At 58.9% G+C, this 19378-nt stretch carries 17 protein-coding genes and 1 riboswitch; of the genes, 10 read left to right on the top strand and 7 right to left on the bottom strand.

All coding sequences use genetic code 11. From position 1 onward, the window contains the following. Positions 1 to 92 precede the first annotated feature (92 nt). Positions 93 to 407, top strand: a complete 315-nt coding sequence (locus CLR77_RS01700; protein WP_097458854.1) for a fibronectin type III domain-containing protein — start codon at positions 93 to 95, stop codon at positions 405 to 407. 86 nt (positions 408 to 493) lie between these two features. On the opposite strand, the gene CLR77_RS01705 is transcribed toward CLR77_RS01700, so the two are convergent. Then, positions 494 to 817 (bottom strand): DUF2782 domain-containing protein, encoded by a 324-nt coding sequence (locus CLR77_RS01705; protein WP_097458855.1) that lies wholly within the window; start codon positions 815 to 817, stop codon positions 494 to 496. 95 nt (positions 818 to 912) lie between these two features. Here CLR77_RS01705 and polA point away from each other — a divergent pair, with 95 nt between their 5' ends. Further along, on the top strand, positions 913 to 3648 hold the full coding sequence (polA, locus tag CLR77_RS01710; protein ID WP_097458856.1) for a DNA polymerase I: 2736 nt from the start codon (positions 913 to 915) through the stop codon (positions 3646 to 3648). A gap of 275 nt (positions 3649 to 3923) precedes the next feature. Here polA and CLR77_RS01715 read toward each other — a convergent pair whose 3' ends face one another. The 6 genes from CLR77_RS01715 to CLR77_RS01740 form a co-directional block, all read right to left on the bottom strand. Further along, positions 3924 to 5759: a TonB-dependent receptor domain-containing protein gene (locus tag CLR77_RS01715; RefSeq protein ID WP_097458857.1), complete on the bottom strand. Its 1836-nt coding sequence runs from the start codon at positions 5757 to 5759 to the stop codon at positions 3924 to 3926. 98 nt (positions 5760 to 5857) lie between these two features. Beyond that, a riboswitch (cobalamin riboswitch) is annotated at positions 5858 to 6100 on the bottom strand. 107 nt (positions 6101 to 6207) lie between these two features. Then, positions 6208 to 6993 (bottom strand): ABC transporter ATP-binding protein, encoded by a 786-nt coding sequence (locus CLR77_RS01720; protein WP_097458858.1) that lies wholly within the window; start codon positions 6991 to 6993, stop codon positions 6208 to 6210. Next, complete coding sequence (locus CLR77_RS01725; protein ID WP_097458859.1) at positions 6990 to 7961, bottom strand: FecCD family ABC transporter permease; 972 nt, start codon at positions 7959 to 7961, stop codon at positions 6990 to 6992. The genes CLR77_RS01720 and CLR77_RS01725 overlap by 4 nt, the downstream gene beginning before the upstream one ends. Before the next feature lie 128 nt (positions 7962 to 8089). Then, entirely contained in the window at positions 8090 to 9454 is a 1365-nt protein-coding gene (locus CLR77_RS01730; RefSeq protein WP_097458860.1) for an OmpP1/FadL family transporter, read from the bottom strand. Between the two features lie 255 nt (positions 9455 to 9709). Then, the gene (locus tag CLR77_RS01735; RefSeq protein ID WP_097458861.1) at positions 9710 to 10831 is read right to left on the bottom strand and encodes a PilT/PilU family type 4a pilus ATPase; all 1122 of its coding nucleotides are present in this window, start codon (positions 10829 to 10831) and stop codon (positions 9710 to 9712) included. A gap of 102 nt (positions 10832 to 10933) precedes the next feature. Next, on the bottom strand, positions 10934 to 11968 hold the full coding sequence (locus CLR77_RS01740; protein WP_097458862.1) for a type IV pilus twitching motility protein PilT: 1035 nt from the start codon (positions 11966 to 11968) through the stop codon (positions 10934 to 10936). Between the two features lie 159 nt (positions 11969 to 12127). Between CLR77_RS01740 and CLR77_RS01745 the strand changes: the two genes are divergently transcribed. From CLR77_RS01745 to CLR77_RS01780, 8 genes are all read left to right on the top strand, one after another. Further along, positions 12128 to 12865, top strand: coding sequence for a YggS family pyridoxal phosphate-dependent enzyme (locus CLR77_RS01745; RefSeq protein ID WP_097458863.1), 738 nt, complete (start codon positions 12128 to 12130; stop codon positions 12863 to 12865). Next, positions 12862 to 13698: a pyrroline-5-carboxylate reductase gene (gene proC, locus CLR77_RS01750; RefSeq protein ID WP_097458864.1), complete on the top strand. Its 837-nt coding sequence runs from the start codon at positions 12862 to 12864 to the stop codon at positions 13696 to 13698. The genes CLR77_RS01745 and proC overlap by 4 nt, the downstream gene beginning before the upstream one ends. A gap of 149 nt (positions 13699 to 13847) precedes the next feature. Then, positions 13848 to 14456, top strand: coding sequence for a YggT family protein (locus tag CLR77_RS01755; RefSeq protein WP_097458865.1), 609 nt, complete (start codon positions 13848 to 13850; stop codon positions 14454 to 14456). Between the two features lie 19 nt (positions 14457 to 14475). Then, complete coding sequence (locus CLR77_RS01760; protein WP_097458866.1) at positions 14476 to 14796, top strand: DUF167 family protein; 321 nt, start codon at positions 14476 to 14478, stop codon at positions 14794 to 14796. Positions 14797 to 15072: 276 nt separating this feature from the next. Further along, complete coding sequence (locus tag CLR77_RS01765) at positions 15073 to 17037, top strand: dynamin family protein (RefSeq protein WP_097458867.1); 1965 nt, start codon at positions 15073 to 15075, stop codon at positions 17035 to 17037. Between the two features lie 134 nt (positions 17038 to 17171). Continuing rightward, complete coding sequence (gene metX, locus CLR77_RS01770; RefSeq protein WP_097458868.1) at positions 17172 to 18326, top strand: homoserine O-succinyltransferase MetX; 1155 nt, start codon at positions 17172 to 17174, stop codon at positions 18324 to 18326. Next, entirely contained in the window at positions 18316 to 18906 is a 591-nt protein-coding gene (metW, locus tag CLR77_RS01775; RefSeq protein WP_097458869.1) for a methionine biosynthesis protein MetW, read from the top strand. The genes metX and metW overlap by 11 nt, the downstream gene beginning before the upstream one ends. Positions 18907 to 18917: 11 nt before the next feature. Then, on the top strand, positions 18918 to 19373 hold the full coding sequence (locus CLR77_RS01780) for a DUF4426 domain-containing protein (protein WP_097458870.1): 456 nt from the start codon (positions 18918 to 18920) through the stop codon (positions 19371 to 19373). Positions 19374 to 19378: the final 5 nt, after the last annotated feature.

Here is a 19378-nt window from a genome sequence, read left to right on the forward strand (position 1 = left end):
CTTGGCATCGCATCGGCATAGCTTTTGTGACACTTTCGGCAACACTACTCCTTACCGCCTGTGGCGGCAGCAGTTCAGGTTCCGCACAAGCAATGGATTCGACATACACCGGCAATTCGGCAATGCGGCTGATGACTGCCGGCCCGACATCCAGTCTCGTCTGGCAGGAACCCGTGGCACGCGAGGACGGCTCCCTGCTCTACCCCAGCGAGATAGCCCAGTACCACGTCTATTACAAGTTCACTTACGAAAAGCAGTATCACCTGATCACGATCCCCGACGGATCAACGACGGAATTGTCGCTGTCCAGCTTTTCGCCGGGGATTTACGATTTCGAAGTGACGGCTGTTGATCAGCAGGGATTGGAAAGCGGGCCTTCGCAGGCGGTCCAGATAACCGTTATCTAAGGCCGTGCCGGTACCCGCCAGGGACAGGTACACCAGCGCCTGGAACAGTCGTGCCGCTTAGGCGGCACGGCTTGCAAGCGCTATGGTCACCAGCGAAACAGCACCCAGCTCGGCACCAATACCTGAGGCTTGTCCTCACGGATCCAGCCATTGCCGTCCTGCGGCACCAGGTAGTAGGCGGGACCATGCTTGGGCACCACCTTGATCTCCTTGAGAACACCGTTGACCCGGTATTCGTAGAACGTTTTATCTTCCCTATGCCGGATAACGATCTCAGACCCATCCTGGCTCGGCAGGCTGGGTTCAGCCTTCTGTTCCGACAGCTTCGCCGATTCTTCCGCATGGGCACCACCGGCCATACCGACCGCCAGAGACACCCCCAATAACACAGCGTTGATCTTGCGTTTCATGATAACCTTGGCATCCTTCTTAATTGATCCGTTCCGCGTAAACACCCGGTTCAAGAACGACCATCGATCCGACTTCCAGACTTCGAAGGACCCGTATGGCCAGCAATGCTCAGCAGCCCCCCGTTGTACTCGTCGATGGCTCATCCTATCTGTTCAGGGCTTTCCATGCTCTGCCGTCCCTGACGACATCCTCCGGGCAACCCACGGGGGCGATAAAGGGCGTGATCAATATGATCCGCCGCCTGAACAAGGATTTCCCAGGCTCTCCCATCATTGTGGTTTTCGACGCCCGCGGCAAGAACTTCCGGCATGAGCTCTTTCCCGATTACAAGGCTCACCGGCCGCCCATGCCCGAAGAACTGGCCAGCCAGATCCAGCCGATACACGACATTATCCGCGCCATGGGCCTGCCCCTGCTCATCATTCCTGAGGTGGAAGCCGACGACGTCATCGGCACCCTTGCCCGCGAAGCCACGGAAAAAGGCATCGACACCGTGATTTCTACCGGCGACAAGGATATGGCTCAGCTGGTCAGCCCTCACGTGACCCTGATCAACACCATGACTGAAACCCGCATGGATCGCAGCGGCGTCGAGGAAAAATTCGGCGTCCCCCCTGAGCGGATCATCGACTACCTTGCCCTGGTGGGCGACACCGTCGACAACATTCCCGGTGTCACCAAGTGTGGCCCCAAAACCGCCGTCAAATGGCTGCAGGAGTATGGCGACCTGAAATCCGTCATGGCTCATGCCGACGAGGTCAAAGGCAAGATTGGCGAAAACCTGCGCGAGGCTCTTGATCATCTGCCGTTGAGCTACCAACTGGCGACCATACGCACAGATATCGAACTGGACATCGACCTCAGCGACCTTAAGCCGGTTGAGGAGGACAAGCCGGCGCTGCTGGAGATGTTCCGCGAACTCGAGTTCAAGGGGTGGATTTCGGAGCTTAGCGAACCGGGCCGAGAGACGGCCAGGAATGCTGAAGAAACCGGGGACGACCCGGCGGACTCCCCGGCCGAACGCCATTACGATGTCATCATGACACAGGCCGACCTGGACACCTGGCTGCAGCGACTGGCCGCCGCGGAACTTTTCGCCTTCGACACCGAAACCACCAGCCTGGATTACATGCAGGCACAGATCGTCGGCGTCTCCTTCTCCATTACCCCCGGCGAAGCGGCCTATGTCCCGCTCGCACATGATTACATGGGCGCCCCGGACCAATTGGACAGAGAGCAGGTACTCGCACAACTGAAGCCGCTACTGGAAGACCCCAAACACCGAAAAGTCGGCCAGAACCTGAAGTACGATATCAACGTCCTCGCCAATCACGACGTGCATTTACGCGGCGTGGCCGAAGACACCATGCTCGAGTCCTACGTGTTCAACTCCGTGGCAACCCGTCACGATATGGACAGTCTTGCCCTGAAGTATCTCGGCCTGAAAACCATCAAGTTCGAAGACATTGCCGGCAAGGGCGCCAAGCAGCTCAGTTTTAACCAGATCGCGCTGGAACAGGCAGGTGAATATGCCGCAGAGGATGCCGACATCACCCTGCGACTGCACCGGAAACTGCGCCCTCAACTGGCTCGGGAGACCGGCCCCGACTCGGTCTACCGTGAGATCGACATGCCACTGGTTCCCGTGCTGGCGAGCATGGAACGACGAGGCACCAAAATCGATAGCGGCAAGCTGCGCCAGCAAAGCCAGCAACTGGCCGAACGCATGGATGCACTGGAGAAAGAGGTGCATGCAGAGGCCGGCCAACCCTTTAATCTGGGTTCGCCGAAGCAGTTGCAGGAAATCCTCTACGACAAGCTGGGCCTGCCGGTCGTCAAGAAAACCCCGAAGGGACAGCCCTCGACCGCAGAACCCGTGCTTCAGGAACTGGCCGAGTCCGGTCATCGCCTGCCCACGCTGATCCTCGAATACCGCAGCATGAGCAAGCTGAAGTCGACCTATACCGACCGCCTGCCGGAAATGGTCAATCCGCACACGGGTCGCGTACACACCAGCTATCACCAGGCCGTTGCCGCCACTGGACGCCTATCGTCCTCAGACCCGAACCTGCAGAACATCCCGATCCGTACAGAAGAAGGCCGGCGCATCCGGCAGGCCTTCATTGCCGAGCCGGGCTATCGATTGATCGCGGCCGACTACTCCCAAATCGAGCTACGCATCATGGCCCACCTGTCCGGCGATTCAGGACTGCTGAAAGCCTTTGCCGCGGGGGAGGACATCCACCGGGCCACCGCCGCCGAGGTCTTCGGTACGACGCCGGATGCCGTCTCATCTGAACAACGACGCAGCGCCAAGGCCATCAACTTCGGCCTGATCTATGGCATGTCGGCCTTTGGCCTGTCTCGCCAGATCGGCGTCGATCGCGGCACCGCCCAGGAGTACATCAACCGCTACTTCGAACGCTACCCCGGCGTCCTCGCGTATATGGACCGGATCCGCTCCTCGGCGCACGACCAGGGCTACGTTGAAACCCTGTTCGGACGCCGCCTCTATCTACCGGATATCAACAGCCCCAACCGGAACCTGCAACAGGCAGCAGAGCGCACCGCCATCAACGCGCCCATGCAGGGCACGGCAGCAGACATTATCAAACGCGCCATGCTGGCGGTGGAAAGCTGGCTTAACGACAGCCAACTCAACGCCCGCATGATCATGCAGGTGCACGATGAACTGATCCTGGAAGTCCATGAAGACTGTCTGGAGGAGGTCCGGGATGGTTTGGTGACGCGGATGTCGGCAGCAGCAGACCTGGATGTTCCGCTACTGGTGGAAGCAGGAACGGGCCTCAACTGGGACGAAGCGCATTAACACAACATCGGGCATGGCATAAAACACTGGCAGGGCGTTGATAGAATTTTAATCAACGCCCTGCCAATGCCACAGGACGCAACAAGACCAACCCTTTCGGCGCAATGCCCTTCGGTTATTGCGCCCTACGCATGACCTCCGGATCGATAACCCGTTGTAGCTTCCCGCCACTGCTGTAGGGCGCAATAAGCACAGCGCATTGCGCCGCATGAGGCACCAAGTCCATGTCTGGCGGGCCACTCGGCAGCGGAGATCGAGCGCTGGCGCGGCAACGATTAATAGGTGTAACGCACCGTTCCCAGGACCAGGCGGCTGCGACCGCTGTAGCCTGCCACCGTGACCGCATCACGATTGAACAGATTGTCCACTCGTGCCTCCAATTGAAGATCCTTACGGGCCTGCCAGGTCAGCGCCACGTTGGTCAGTGCGAAACCGCCCAGAGTCACCCGCTGGCCGCTGCTGAAGACATTCGACGGGTCGTAGTAGTTATCCCAACTGTAGCCCTGCGCCTGCACTTCGGTGCGGAAACCCAGGCGCCCGAACTCCTTGTACAGACTGGCATTCCCGTTCCATTTGGGACGACGGATCAGTTTCTGGTCCGTACTGTCGTCGATGGCATCCGTGTAGCCCGCGGCCAGATTCAACTCCCAGCCCGCCAGTGTCGTGCCCACAGACACTTCAGCGCCACGGATTCGAGACTTGTTGATGTTGTCCAACTGGTAGCTCGCCGTGTAGGCAATCATGTCGCGGATTCGGGACTCGTAGATATCCGCCGTGTAGTGCCAGTCAGTGAATTGTCCTTTCGCCCCCAGCTCCAGGGTATGCCCTTTCTCCGCCTTCAGGTTGGGGTTGCCGTAATTGGGGTAATACAGGTCGACAAAGGTTGGCGTCACGAAAGCTGTACCATAGCTAACGTAGGGCGAGAAACCTTTACTCACCTTATAGCCAAACACCGCATTACCGGTAACCGCACTACCGAACTGCTGATTGTCGTCATAGCGCAGTGCCAGCTGATGGCTGAACCCGCCCAGGCTGCCAAGCGACTGCACGAAAACCGCGTTGTTGAAACGGCCCGTCTGCGCATAATCTACCGACGATTTGACGTGATCCTGGCTACGCTCGATACCACCGGTCAGCGTCTCATTTTCGGACAACACGTAGTCCAGCGTTGAGCGCAAGGTGTCCCGTCGGCCAATAGTATTGGACGTCGCCACGCCTTTGGCATATTCACGGTCGCGGTCCTCCGAGCGGGACAACTGCGTTTTCCACAGCAGGCTATCGGAGAGCAGGTAATTCGCGTGAGTCGACAATACCTGCTGGACGAAATCGGTATTGGGCAGGTTGCCCGGGTTGTAGGGGTCGTCGAATTGCGTGTTGCCCTGAGCCCGATAGAGGTTGGCTCCCAAGGTCAAACGCCCCGCAAACGAATGCTCGGCGCCGGCATTGATCGACTGGTTATCGTAACCATCGTTATCCGGCTCGTAGCCGGGGTACTGATCCTGGCCGGAGGTTTTGAACGTCCCCAACGACAGGTTCCAGCGGGTACCATCCACATTGCCGCCGAGAAACTGCTGGAAGTGGGTCGTGCCCTGATTCCCCACGGTCACCGCGCTTGACGCACTGAACGGTTTATTGGTCTTACGGGTAAAGATCTGGATCACGCCTCCCATGGCATCCGAGCCGTACAGGCTGGAGCGTGGCCCGCGTACCACTTCGATACGCTCGATCTGATCCAGTGGAATGTATTGGATCAGGGCGGCGCCCTGCGTCGCCGTGTTAATGCGAACACCATCGATCAGCACCAAGGTATGGTTGGAGCTGGTGCCTCGCATAAACAGACTGCTCTGTTTTCCATAGCCACCAGAGTTGGCCACGGACACGCCCGGTACGCCGACCAGGAGTTCATCGAGACTCTGGGCGCCGCTTTGCTCGATCTGTCTGCGGGTAATGACCGTGGTGGAGGCGTTGACGTCTTCCGGTGACTGGGGGGTGTCCGTCGGGGTAACGACCATGTTCGGCAATTCGTCAGCAAGCGTGGGCGGTGACAACAGGACTGTCAGCGCCACGGCCTGGGCCAGACGGGAACGGGATATAGAAATGTTTACTCTCACGGGTTTGCTTCCTGAAGGTCAGCATCAAAGGCCCGGTGAGAGGAGGGAAAACGAGCGGAACTGGCAGGCAGTGTCCACCGGTGAAGCCCTCCGCTACACCGCTGTCACTGCAATCGGCCGGTCTCCGGGCTCGTGAAGTGGCCATCTGGGATGGCCCGGCAATGACGCCTTCCCGTGTCGTGGCACGGTCCGGACCCGAGTCAGGCTCAGGTCGGTCCGTTCCAACGGACACAGTGGCATCGATCATTGCCTCTGTCACTTACCGTTGCGGGGGCAGCACTGGGTTTCCACCAGTTTCCCGTTTCACTCGTGATACGAGCACCGAATGCAGCGGCGGACACTCAATGCAGCATCCGCCGGGATCGTCGCGCGATCCATTTTCTAAACTGAGCGCAATGTACGGATCGACGACGAACCCGTCAAGCCAATCCTGTGGATAAGGAATCACTTAGTCCGCCAAGTCACGCTCCCCGGCCACCCAAAACCGGGTATCCTGATCGCGGATCTCATGCAGAGGGTGACGGTAGAGAGCTTCGAGCCGGGATCGCGTAAGCAGCTCGCTGGCGGCACCGGCTTCGACGGAGCCATCGGGGAACATCAGGATCACCCGGTCGGCGAAACGGGCTGCCAGGTTGAGGTCGTGCACCGACATCATCACCAGTCGGCGTTCTGAGCAGACCAGATGCCGAAAGTGCGCCATCAAATCCGACTGATGGCGCAGGTCGAGCGGATTGACGGGCTCATCCAACAGCAAGGCTCCGGCCTCTTGCGCCAGTAACGTGGCGATAGCCACCCGCCGCTGCTCACCACCGGACAACCGCTGCACGCTCTGTCCGGCAAGCTCAGTCAATGCGCAGGCCCGCAGAGCATGATCGACAGCGGCCCCATCCTCTGGTGCTGAAGGATGCCAGGGCTTGCGGTGGGCATAACGGCCAGCGGAAACCGCTTCCCGCACGGTGAAAGGAAAGGTCATGTCGGACTGCTGCAATAGCATCCCGAGCCGCTGGGCCAGGAGTTTACGGGGAAATCGGGCAACATCGATTCCGTCCAGAAAGACCCTGCCGGAGAGCGGGGGCAGCAGACCGGCCAAGGTCAGCAACAGAGTGGATTTACCCACCCCGTTTTCACCCAGGATCATCCAGAACTCACCTCCCTGGGCCTGAAGTGACAGGGGCGCGCCCAACCGACTCGCCCCCCGGCCGCAGACCAGGCTGTCCAATTGTAGCATCGTCATCCGCGGACTCCCTGATGCCGCAGGAGATACAGGAACAAGGGGACGCCGATCATCGCGGTGAGCACACCCACCGGCAACTGCTGCGGAGCAATGATCGTCCGCGCCAGCGTATCGGCCAGGGTCAGCAGCGCACCACCGGCAAGCATGGAGGCTGGCAGCAATACCCGGTGGCGGGCACCACTCACCAGGCGGATCAGGTGCGGAACCACCAAACCGACAAATCCGATGGGACCGGCCAGCGTCACAGCACTGGCCGTTAACAGCGACGCCGTCACATAGCAACTGGCACGCAGGCGGTGAATCTCCACCCCTAACGCAGCAGCCTGCTGATCGCCCCTCGCCAGCAGGTCCAACGCAGGCGCCATCACCCAGCCCGCCGCCAGCGCCAGGAAAACCACGCCGATGGACCACCAGGGCGCAGATGTCCGGGACAGGTCTCCCATCAACCAAAACAGCATGCCGCGTAACGACTGGTCTGGGCCAACCGCCAGCATGAAGCTGATCATGGAGCCCCATCCGGCGGCGACGACAACACCCGTCAACAGCAGGCGTTCCGAATGCGTTTCGCCTTGGCGGCCGCCCAGCAGGAAAACCATGAACATGGAGATGAGGCTACCGATAAAGGCGCTGCCGGAAACCCAGAAACTGCTCAACCCCAGTAGTAGCGCCCCCAGCGCAGCAACCGCGGCACCGCCGGATATCCCTAGCACATAGGGCTCTGCCAGAGGATTTCGCAACAGCACCTGCATCAGGACACCGGCCATACCGAGCATAGCGCCAACCGTCATACCGGCCACGGCGCGGGGCAGGCGAAGTTGTTCGAGAATGGTCAGTTGCCAGTCAGGAAGATGTCCCGTCCATCCCGCCAACGGATCAATCGTCACCGCGCCATGGGAAAGGGCCAGCCAGAAGGCTGCCAGATCCAACAACAGCAGGAGAAAAAATATCAACGTCGTCCGTCGCACCACAGGTTATCCCAACTGAAACGGAGCGAGTATAACGAGCAAAAGCCCGGCATCACAGGGATACCGGGCTTTTGTAAAGCGGCTTGCCGTTATAAGCGCAGACCGAAAGGCTCGCCTCTGACAGCTCTCTATCAGAACGCCTTGCTGACCTGAACAGCGAGGCCCCAAGCCTTCGGCTTGTAGGTTCCCTGGACATTCGCCGCGCCCGACACCGGCTGATCGTTCACGGTGTGCAACACTTCATTGACGTGCACATCACGAATGATCAGGTAGCCGAAGGCACCGTCAACGGTCCAACCAGTCGGCACATCCTTCCACTGGGCACCAAGCGTCAGCCAGTTACGGTCGGTGGACGGTATCCGTACATTACGGTATTCGCTGGGAATCGGAGATTCATCGTAGGCGTAGCCAGCCTTGAACTTCCATGCCGGCGTTGCCTGCCAGGCCGTACCAATGGAGAACGCCCAGGTATTGTGCCAATGCTCGGCTTCGTAACCGATCAGGTCAGCACTCCCCTTGTAGGTCTGCGACCCCAGGAACGAAATCGTGCCGTATTGCCCGGCGTTGGGCTGGGAACTGAGAATCGCCAGGGAGGGGAAACGGCTCCAGTCCGTCCAGGTCGCGCCCGCCAAAAGGTCCCAGTTCTGCGCCAGCCCCTGTTTCAAACTGAACGTCAGCGTATCCGGAGTGGTCAGCGGCACACGGGCATTTTCCGTCAGGTCGCCGGTGGTATTGCCCGTCAACGCAACCGGAGCGCCCGTCAGTGTAGCCTGACCTCGCAACTTGAACTCAACCCGGGAGCGGTAGGTCATGCCAATGTTGGTTCTGTCGAAGGGCTGCCAGAGAATACCGGCATTCCATCCCAGTCCCCAGTCATAACCTTTCGCTTCGAAGTATCCGTCAGGCTGGTTGTAATAGCTGAAGTCCTGATACTTGGTCAAAGTCCCCTTCGCGCGCATGATATCCAGCCCGAAACCGAGGGAAAGCCCCTGTTGTGTATCGATGGCGATACTGGGCTGAAAATCGACCACTTCGATTTCGGTCTTATCACCAAAGTAACGCCCGACGAAATCGTTGTCGTAGTTACCCTTAAGGCCAAAAGGCACATGGACACCAAAACCGGCAGCCAGATAGTCGTTGACCTGATGGGTGACATAGAAGTTCGGCACGAAGGTCAGCGGAACATAGCGTCCGCCATCCCCTCCGGTGACGGTCTTACCGACCGTGTTGGTGGCCGAACCTTGAAAATCCGACGTCACGTCAAGCAAGGTTGCACCGAAGGAAATCTGGGTGCCCTTCAACTGGGTCATGCCGGCTGGATTGAAAAATACGGTGGATGCGTTCTCCGGGTCCGCTGCCGCACCGGCATTCGCTGCGCCCATGGCGCTGGCACTCTGTTCATTAAGTGCATAACCAGCGGCGAAAGCGAGGGACGGAAACACACTAAAAACGGATGCGGCCAGCAGAACACGACCGCGATTATTATTGATTATCATCTCTAACCCCTTCTCCTGTCTGACTTTTCCGTATCTAACGGGGCGCACAGTATAAGCACTGAATCCCCATTTCACTGTTACGTAATGTAACGAGTACGGGCGCAAGTCTCCGTCGTCCAATGTCGATCGACAGAAAAGAAGTACCTTTTACTGACCACGATCAGGCACGTCGGTCAGGCCGACCTTATTATGATGTTGAACACTTATCAGAGGGGCGGCAACGATCCCGCTGCCGCCCTTACAGTGAGTATGGACTCAATCGCCTTGTATCGACAACTTGTCCACGGAGGAAGAGAGCGTTTCCGGCGCAGCTGCATCGGCTCCCAGCTTGATCAGCAGGCGCAGATCGTTGGCCGAATCGGCATGTGCCAGGGCATCTTCGTAGGTGATCGCCCCTTCGGCATAAAGCCTGTAGAGCGCCTGATCGAAGGTCTGCATACCGGATTCAGTGGACTTCGTCATCAACTCCTTAAGCCGGTGTACCTCACCTTTACGGATCAGGTCCGCCGCCAACGGAGTATTGACGAGAACTTCGATAACCGCCCGGCGCCCTTTGCCGTCGGGTGTCGGCACCAACTGCTGGGCGACGATAGCACGCAAGTTGAGGGACAGGTCCATCCAGATCTGGTTGTGTTGTTCGGGATTGAAAAAGTTGATGATGCGGTCCAACGCCTGGTTGGCGTTATTGGCGTGCAGTGTCGCCAGACAGAGATGGCCGGTTTCCGCGAAGGTCACCGCGTACTCCATCGTCTGTTTAGTACGCACCTCGCCGATCAGGATGACATCCGGCGCCTGACGCAGCGTGTTCTTCAACGCGACCTCGAAGCTTTCCGTGTCGATGCCCACCTCGCGCTGGGTGACGATGCAACCCTGGTGCTGGTGAACGAATTCGATCGGATCCTCGATGGAAATGATATGGCCGCGGCTGTTGCGGTTACGGTGCCCGATCATGGCCGCCAGCGATGTCGACTTACCGGTACCGGTAGCACCGACGAAGATAATCAATCCCCGCTTGGTCATGGCCAGATCCTTGACGATTTCAGGCAATCCGAGATCATCGACCTGGGGTATTTTCACTTCGATACGCCGCAGCACCATGCCGCAGAGGTTGCGCTGGTAGAAGGCACTGACCCGAAAACGGCCGATGCCCCGTGCACTCAGCGCATAGTTGCACTCATGGCTGTCCTCGAACTCCGCACGCTGCTTGTCGTTCATGGTGTTGTACACCAGCTCGCGCGTCTGCTCCGGCGTCAGCGCATTCTTGGTGATCGGCACCATCTTACCGTTCACTTTCATGCTCGGCGGTACACCGGCGGTAATGAAGAGGTCGGAGCCGTTCTTCTCCACCATCAGCTTCAACAGTTTTTCGAATTCCATGACCGTCTTCCCAAGTCGCTAGCCGGCGGCCCATCTCAGGGCTCACCGGATCTGTCCCACTGTCGCTTTTCGAATACTGCGTGCCCCAAAGGGCAATAGCCGCTAGAAATTTTCTGGCGTCTTCGCTTTGGTACGGGCAATTTCCCGCGTGACAACCCCTTTCTGGACCAGGTTCTTCAGGCACTGATCCAACGTTTGCATACCAATGGCACCACCGGTCTGGATGGCGGAGTACATCTGCGCCACCTTGTCCTCACGGATCAGGTTACGAATCGCCGGCGTACCGATCATGATCTCATGGGCCGCTACCCGCCCGCCGCCGGTTTTCTTCAGCAGCGTCTGCGAGACAACCGCCTGCAGGGATTCCGACAGCATGGACCGCACCATGGACTTTTCTTCCGCCGGAAACACATCGACGATACGGTCGATGGTTTTCGCCGCCGAGGTGGTGTGCAAAGTGCCAAACACCAAGTGGCCGGTTTCCGCGGCGGTCAGCGCCAGACGGATGGTTTCCAGATCCCGCAACTCGCCCACCAGAATGATATCGGGGTCTTCCCGCAACGCCGAGCGCAATGCTTCGTTGAAGCCCAGCGTGTCACGGTGAACCTCACGCTGGTTGACCAGGCATTTCTTGGACTCGTGCACGAATTCGATAGGGTCTTCGATTGTCAGGATGTGGTCGTAACGTGAATCGTTGATGTAGTCGAGCATCGCTGCCAGGGTGGTCGACTTACCGGAACCGGTCGGCCCGGTGACCAGCACCAGCCCCCGGGGAACACCGGACACATCCTTGAAGACCTGCCCCATACCCAGGTCCTCCATGGTCAGCACCTTGGAGGGAATGGTCCGGAACACGGCACCGGCACCCCGGTTATGATTGAAGGCATTGACCCGGAAGCGGGCGACACCTGGCACTTCAAAGGAAAAGTCGGTCTCGAGGAACTCCTCGTAGTCCTTGCGCTGCTTATCGTTCATGATGTCATAGATGAGCCCATGAACCTCCTTGTGCTCCATCGCCGGCAGGTTGATGCGACGGACGTCGCCATCCACACGGATCATCGGCGGCAGGCCGGATGACAGGTGCAAGTCGGAAGCGCCCTGCTTGGCGGAAAAGGCCAGGAGTTCAGTAATATCCATACGCGTCCTCGAAAGACTTTCTGATCGGATGTTGCGTTTTCGTGTTATTGAGCTTCATATAGCGGCAGTCGGGCGGACACACGAAACAGGGGAAAGCCTTGGCAACTCAGTATCCTGACGGTAACGTGTAACCCCACTCGTCGATGCCGGTAGAGGGTAATGTCCAGCATAGCAGACAACATTCGGAACGTAAGGCAGCGCATACAAAAAGCAACATTGGCTGCGGGCCGCCCCGCGGACAGCGTACACCTGCTTGCGGTCAGCAAAACACGCAGCGCTGACGAGATCCGGACCGCCGCCGCAGAAGGGCTGACCCGGTTCGGCGAGAGCTATGTCAAGGAAGCCCTCGAAAAAGTACAGGCGCTGCAGGATCTGAAGGGCCTTGAATGGCATTTCATCGGCCCGTTGCAATCCAACAAGACGCGACCGGTTGCCGAACATTTCGAGTGGGTGCACAGCGTCGACCGCGCCAAGGTTGCTGACCGGCTAAACGATCAGCGCCCTGCGGACATGCCGCCACTGAACATCTGCATCCAGGTGAATATCGATGGGGAAGACACGAAATCCGGCACCACGCTGACAATGGTGGAGAGCCTGGCGAATCATATCGGCAGCCTGCCGCGGCTGCGGTTGCGAGGTCTCATGGCCATCCCCAACCCCGATCAGTCCGCAGAGCAGCTTCGCCAACGCTTTGCCACTCTGCGACAAACGCTGGAAACCCTACGCGAGCAGCATCCGGACTGGACAACGCTGGACACCCTGTCGATGGGGATGTCCGATGACCTGGAATCCGCGGTCACCGAAGGCGCAACCATTGTGCGGATCGGCACAGCCCTGTTCGGTGCGCGCCCCAAGCCAGCCAAGACATCCTGCGAAACCATGGAGCACAACCCTTGAACACAGCACAGACCATTTCCTTTATCGGCGCCGGCAATATGGCCAACTCCATCATTGGCGGCATGGTGGCGCAGCAGTTTCCGGCGGCCAATATCTGGGTGAGTTCTCCGGAAGACAAACACCTGACCGCCATCCGCGATCAGTATGGCGTCAACGGCACCACCGACAACCGTCACTGTGCCAAACAGGCGGACATCCTGATCCTGGCCGTCAAACCGCAGGTAATGCGGGACATCTGCCAGGAGATCGCCCCGGTGGTGCAAAACACCCGGCCCCTGATCATCTCCATTGCCGCTGGCCTGGAAACCGATACCCTCGACCAGTGGTTGGGTGGCCATCTCCCTATCGTACGCTGCATGCCCAATACCCCGGCCCTGGTCGGTCGTGGCGCTGCGGGCCTCTATGCCACGGAGTCGGTGACCGCTGAACAAAAGGTTGCCGCAGAAGCAATCTTCAACAGTATCGGGATCGTTACCTGGCTTGACGACGAAGCGCTCCTGCATAGCGTTACCGCGCTTTCGGGCAGCGGCCCTGCCTATTTTTTCCTGATGCTGGAAGCCTTGGAGTCCGCCGCGACGGATGCCGGCCTGACCGCTGAAACGGCCCGCAGCCTGGCTATACAGACCATGGCAGGCGCCGCGGAAATGGCAGCCACCAGCCCCCATGATCCGGCCCAGCTCAAGCGCAATGTCATGTCCCCCGGCGGCACGACCGAGCGTGCCATTCAGACTTTCGAAGACGGCGGTTTGCGGGAACTGGTCAGAAAGGCATTCGATGCGGCAGCCCTGCGCTCGCGGGAGCTCTCGGACCAGTTAGGCAAGGCCCAGGACTGACGAAAGAAGATCGTGGGAAGAGACTCGGGGCGACGCGACAGGCCCGATGAAAGCGTTTTAATCAAGCAATCGAACGGCCAGGACTGGAAATCTGGCCGCGCCGCCCGCATCATTCCCTGCACCGGCGAATCGCCATTGAGGAGTCATCAATGCTGACGCAGATACTGATATCGTCTCTGCAACTGTTAACCACCTTCTACATGACCATCGTGCTGCTGCGTTTCCTGCTGCAGCTGGCTCGTGCAGACTTCTATAACCCGATCACCCAGTTCGTGGTGAAGGCCACCAACCCGGTGTTGCGACCGTTGCGGAAAATCATTCCACCGTGGCATGCACTGGACGGAGCCTCCCTGCTTCTGGCGATTCTGGTGCAGGCGCTATGCTTTATTCTGATCTTGATCGCGCAGACCCAAAGCAGTGAATTCTTCTCGCTGACCGCCTCCAACGCCTCGATCATCCTCACCATATTCGCCTGGTCCATCGTCACGGTGCTGGGGCTGATTCTCCGCATCTACTACTGGACCATCATCGCCGTGGTGATTTTGAGCTGGATCGCGCCGACGAATACGCACCCAGCCACACAATTGCTCGCCCAGCTGACAGAACCGGTCTTAAGGCCCTTCCGCCGCCTGCTGCCGCCCATGGGGGGACTGGATCTCTCGCCCATCATCGCCTTCCTGGCAATACAGGTTGCCTCTTTAATGGTGGGGTACCTGGCTCGCGGCGTGGGCATGGGACAGATCGGCGTCATGTTCTGACATCGCCATATCGGCTAGCATGACCGACAATCCGCAACCCTATCAATGGCAAGGTGATGACCTCATCCTGGTATGCCACCTGCAACCCGGCGCCAAGGATGACGCCTTTATCGGCCTGCATGGCGACGCCCTGAAAATCCGCATCAGTGCGCCGCCCGTCGATGGCAAGGCCAACCGTCACTTACTCAAATTCCTCGCCAAGAGCTTCGGTGTCCGCCAGCGCGACATCGCCTTGCTGAGTGGCGAAACGTCCCGTCAAAAACGCCTGCGAGTCTCAGCGCCACAATGCTTCCCCAGCATCCCCGGCGTAACATTCGCTGACAAAAACCCGCAAAATTAAACGCCAAGCCCATCGCAGACAACTTATTGTTTACGCGCCATTAATTGATCGCAAACGAACCGCCGTAAACGGGACCGACGATCCAGTGTCGATTGCATCACAGCGCCCGGGCATTCCGCGAACTAGCTTCTATACTTGAATGCACTGTCGTTGTGCACAGCGGACGAACCCGTTCACTGCCCACGGCATCCGAGGTGTTCCCCTAAGGAGATATAGAGGTGTTCCCCTCAGGAGATATAGACGACAGGGCCCGTAAACCGGAGAAGGCAAGCACCCATGAAACACGCAGGCAACCTGTCCCATCAGGTGGAAGCCTATCACGCCTGGAAAAAGGAACTGATCAAACAGATCTCCCGTTACCGCAACTGGTTACAGGACAACGACCTTTTTTCCGATGACGTGCATCAGCGCATCCGGCGGGGCATCGAACTGCTGCTCGAGGACGAGCTGACCATTGCCTTCGTCGGGGAGTATTCCCGCGGCAAAACCGAGTTGATCAACGCCCTGTTTTTCTCCGGTTTCGGCCAGCGCATGCTGCCATCGCAAGCCGGCCGGACCACCATGTGTCCGACGGAACTGTTTTTCGACCGCGCTGAAGGGCGCGATTACCTGTTACTGCTCCCCATCGAAAGCCGCCGCGAAAGCATTCCGTTGCAACAGTGGCGTAAGCACCCTCAGCAATGGCAACGCTTTGAACTGGATACCGGTTCGCCGGAGATCATGCGCGAAGTGCTCGCCGAAGTGGCGAGAACCAAGAGCGTTCCGGTTGCAGAAGCTCGCGCGCTCGGTTTTGAAGAAGCGATGCTCGATCATGACCGGGAGAATCGCGATCAGGTGATGATTCCCGCCTGGCGCCATGCCCTCATCAGCCTTCGCCACCCTTTGCTGGAGCGAGGCCTGAGGATTCTCGATACACCGGGACTCAATGCCCTGGGCTCTGAGCCGGAACTGACCATCAGCATGCTCCCCAATGCCCATGCGGTAATCTTCCTGCTCAGCGCCGATACCGGCGTCACCGCAAGCGATATGGCGATGTGGAAGGACTACATCACCACCGAAGATGCCGACCACCGCGCAGGTCGCTTCGCCGTGCTCAATAAGATCGACGTGCTCTGGGACGATCTCCAAGGCGATAACTACACCCAGGCGTCCATCGACAAGGTGCTGCATTACACGGCTGACCACCTGGGCATACCCGCAGAAGATGTCATTCCGATTTCTGCCAAGCAAGGACTGCTCGGCAAGGTTCGCGGCGACAAGGCCCTACGCCAGCGTAGTGGGCTGCCCAACCTGGAAAAACTGATCATCGACCGCATCCTCGTGCAGAAGGAGCAGTTGATCACCCGTAACCTGATCAACGATATGCTCGGCATGCTGCAAAACAGCCATGCGGCCATGCAGGCGCGCCTCGCCGCCCTGAACGAGGAAATGGCAATCTGCGCCGACCAGCATATCGATCGCGACGCCCTACGCCGGCTCGCCGACCGCACACAGGGCGATTACGATTTTTACTACAAGAAGCTCATCACGCTACGCTCCAGCCGCCGGCTGATGCAGTCCCAGGGTAGAATCCTGAGCGAACTGGTTAACCGCGAGCGATTCGACGATCACGTCGCTAAGACACGGCAATTGCTCAAGGAAAGTTGGACGTCGCTGGGCATGAGCCGGGCGATGAACCATTTCTTCAGCCTGATAGAAGATGACTTCACCAACCTGCTGGCGGAAGGCAAGCTTGCGGAGAAGATGGTTTCCTCCATGTACAAGCGCTACAACGAGGAAGCCGGCGCCCAACACCTGGAGCCAATTCCATTGCGGGCGGGACGCCACGTCATCGCTATCCGGGAGTTGCGCAAAAAGGCGGATCGGTTCCGCCACGATCCCCGGAACCTGCTCACCGAACAGACCCTGCTGATCAAGCGATTCTTCAATACGCTCGTCTCTGAGGCGCGCCGTCTCTATGAGAAGGCCCAGGAGGATGTGGAACGCTGGCCTGAAGAGGCCCTGCTTCCCATCATTCAGTTTTCCATGGAGCAGAAACAGTTGCTGGAGCAGCAGATCAAGCGCCTGCACGGAATGGTGCAAAGCGACAAGAGCGTGCGCGAACAACGTGAAAACCTGGAGAACGCCATCGCCGATCTGCGCCGCCAAATGGAGCTGGCCGACAACATCCAGCGCCAGATTCGGCGACCGGCACCCACGCTCGTGCAGCAAAAAGTCGTCAGCCTGTCCGGCATTGCCTGAGAGGCCGCCTCCGGGGCGGCATAACGCCGCCTTACCTTGCGTCCTGCCCCCGCCATCGATAAACTGCCCTGTCCGTCACTGCTCTGTTTCAGCGCAGCCCCCTTTCTTCGGACCGCCAGGATTGAATTGCGTTGATGCCCGATTCATTGCCGCCCGATTCCGTTGGGCTTGTGGAACCCCGTACCCTGCATTTCGATGAGCCGCTGCCTCTACAAGGCGGGCGGTCCTTACCCAGTTATGACCTGGTTATCGAGACATATGGGGAGCTCAACGCCGACCGCAGCAATGCCGTCCTGATCTGTCATGCCCTGAGCGGCAATCACCATGCTGCAGGCTATCACAGCCCCGAAGACCGTAAACCGGGCTGGTGGGATACCTGTATCGGCCCGGGCAAACCCATCGACACCAACCGTTTCTTTGTCGTCAGCCTCAATAACCTGGGTGGCTGCCATGGCAGCACCGGCCCCACCAGCATCAATCCGGCCAACGGACGCCGCTATGGACCGGACTTTCCCGTGGTTACGGTGCGGGACTGGGTCGATAGTCAGGCCCGTTTGGCCGACCGTCTGGGTATCGACTGCTGGGCAGCCGTGGTCGGCGGCTCACTCGGGGGGATGCAGGCGCTGCAATGGGCCATTTCCTATCCGGATCGGTTGCGCCATGCGGTGGTCATCGCGTCCACCCCACGCCTTAGCGCACAGAACATTGCCTTCAACGAGGTTGCCCGCAAGGCCATCACCTCGGACCCCGCATTCCGCGACGGCCGCTACTACGAAGACAACACCATTCCCCGCCATGGCCTGATGCTGGCCCGGATGGTTGGCCACATCACCTATCTGTCAGATGCCTCCATGGGCGAGAAATTCGGTCGGGAACTGCGGGATCAGGCCTTCAAGTTCGGCTACGACGCCGAATTCCAGGTGGAAAGCTATCTGCGCTATCAGGGCGAGCGGTTTTCCGAAAACTTCGATGCCAACACCTATCTGCTGATGACTCGCGCGCTGGACTATTTCGACCCGGCCTACGACTACGGCAATAACCTGGCCGAGGCGATGCGGCAGGCCCAATGCGGCTTTCTGGTGATCTCCTTCAGCTCGGACTGGCGTTTCTCCCCCGCCCGCTCGGAAGAACTGGTCAACGCCATGATCGAAGCACGCCGGCGGGTGAGTTACGCCGAGATCGAAGCACCCTGGGGACATGACGCGTTCCTGATTCCGACGCAACGCTATCTGGACGTGTTTTCCGGGTATATGACGCGGATTTCCGAGGAGGTCGCCGATGCGCGTTGATCTGGAAATCATCCAGGAATGGATTCAGCCCGGCAGCCACATACTCGACCTCGGCTGTGGCGACGGTACCCTGCTCGACTTCCTGCAACGGGAGAAGCGAGTGACGGGCTACGGCCTGGAAATCAACCACGACCACATCACCACCTGCCTGCGCCGCGGGGTCAGTGTGATCGAGCAGGATCTGGACAATGGTCTGGGCAATTTCGGGGACGCCTCCTTCGACACCGTGCTCATGACCCAGGCACTGCAGGTTGTGCGTGAACCGGATGTCATGCTGGAGGAGATGCTGCGACTGGGACGGGAATGCATCATCACCTTTCCCAACTTTGCTTACTGGCGCCTGCGCTGGTATCTCATTCGCCGCGGCCGTATGCCAGTCTCCCAGGCCCTGCCCTACACTTGGTACAATACGCCGAACATCCACTTCTGCACGTTCAAGGATTTCGAGGCGCTCTGTCAGGAGAAGCACATCAAGATCCTGAACCGGACCGTGGTGGACGAAGAATACCGCCACCGCTGGCTCAGTCAGTTGTGGCCCAACATGCTCGGCCAGTTCGCCATCTACCGGGTTACCCGCTGAGGGACGTCGCTATGTCACGCCGTGGTCTGAAACATCTCGGGAATCTCTGCCTGCTCTGGATACTCGGCAGCATGACGCCGAGCGCCCAGGCCGACCAGAAAGTCGACTTCGACCACTACAGCGTGCACTACAATGCCCTGCCCAGCGCCTTCCTGACGCCGACGATTGCCCAGCGTTATCAGATTACGCGTTCCAAGGCGATCGGCGTGGTAACCATCGCCGTCACGCCTCTCGACGCGGCGAACAAGGAGCCAGTCGAGGCCACTGTCGAAGGGCAGGTCAACAATGATATCCAGCAATTCACCACCCTGAATTTTCGCGCGGTGACCGAAGGCAAAGCGGTCTACTACATCGCACCCTTCCAGTTTACGCAGGGGGACATGCTGACTTTTCATATCAAGGCAACACCGATAGGCACCGGCTCGCCATTGGCCATTCGCTTTGCCCAGGCGCTTTTCAACGATTAGATAAG

This window comes from Mangrovitalea sediminis, from assembly GCF_002514725.1.
GTDB lineage: Bacteria > Pseudomonadota > Gammaproteobacteria > Pseudomonadales > Oleiphilaceae > Mangrovitalea > Mangrovitalea sediminis.